Origin of the sequence: Acinetobacter sp. WCHAc060025, from assembly GCF_004209355.1 — a bacterium.
GTDB classification, from domain to species: domain Bacteria; phylum Pseudomonadota; class Gammaproteobacteria; order Pseudomonadales; family Moraxellaceae; genus Acinetobacter; species Acinetobacter wuhouensis.
The window spans coordinates 1-1,039 of record NZ_SGSX01000059.1 but is presented as its reverse complement, the minus strand read 5'-3'; the positions used below and the strand labels follow the sequence as shown (position 1 = coordinate 1,039).

The 1,039-nt window shown below is 42.4% G+C and carries 1 protein-coding gene; it reads right to left on the bottom strand.

Annotated elements, in window-relative coordinates; all coding sequences use genetic code 11:
• Positions 1-52: 52 nt before the first annotated feature.
• Positions 53-985 (bottom strand): IS5-like element IS17 family transposase, encoded by a 933-nt coding sequence (locus tag EXE09_RS18635; RefSeq protein WP_099475569.1) that lies wholly within the window; start codon positions 983-985, stop codon positions 53-55.
• Positions 986-1,039 lie beyond the last annotated feature (54 nt).

Here is a 1,039-nt window from a genome sequence, read left to right as displayed (position 1 = left end):
GGCTTTGTTGCACAAAGATTTGAAATGCAAAGCGCCCCTAATTGATCCAAATTTAAGGCGTAACTTGGGTAAGTGGGCGACCTAATTCCGTAAATCTGTTAAGGACTGCTACACGTGCATGGATCTCATTCACCTGACTAGGAAAGCTTCTTGCCATTAATTTATCGCCTAATAATTTGATGCAATGCATCTTGGTTTCCACCAAACTGCGGCGATGATAGCCTGACCATTTTTTCCATAATGTCCTGCCTAAATGTTTAACTGTTCGAAGTAATTCATTTCGCTCTAGCGAGCTACTCTTTGTATCTTTCCATGGTTTCGCATTTTTTCTAGGTGGAATCACCGCATGCGCTTGCCGATCTGCAATGACCTGACGGCATTGCTTGGTGTCATAAGCTCCATCGGTATAAACAGAGTCAATCTGCTCATCTTGTGGAATCTGATTAAGTAAATCACCAAGCACCTGTGAATCACTGACATTATTGGTTGTGAGCTGAATAGCGCGTATTTGTAGGGTTTTGGCATCTATACCAATATGTAGTTTACGCCATTGGCGACGATATTCAGCTCCATGTTTCTTGCGTTTCCATTCGCCCTCACCTAGAAACTTCATGCCTGTAGAGTCTACGAGTAGATGCAGCCCATCGCTACTTTTTTGGTAGCTGATTGCAATATCAATATGCTTTTGTCTTCTACAAAGCGTACTGTAATCTGGTGCGGTCCAATTTAATCCGCAAAGTTTAATCAGACTTTGCACAAAGCCAGTGACCATACGTAAAGACAAACGGAATAGAGATTTAATCATTAAGCAGCATTGGATAGCTGCGTCGGAGTAGGTTTGATTTCGCCCTTGTTTGCCTTTTGATGGAGCATACCATTGCGTAGCAGGATCAAACCAAATGGCAATATTTCCGCGACTCATGAGTGCTCGGTTATATGCGGGCCAATTGGTTGTGCGGTAGATTTTGTGTGTAGGCTTCTTCATTTGAAAATTATATCGCTGAAAAAGCCTTTACAGATAGGTTTGTGCAACAAAGCC

Coding starts and splice junctions, on each gene's coding strand:
- EXE09_RS18635 (WP_099475569.1), bottom strand. CDS start 985: ATGAAGAAGCCTACACACAAAATCTACCGCACAACCAATTGGCCCGCA.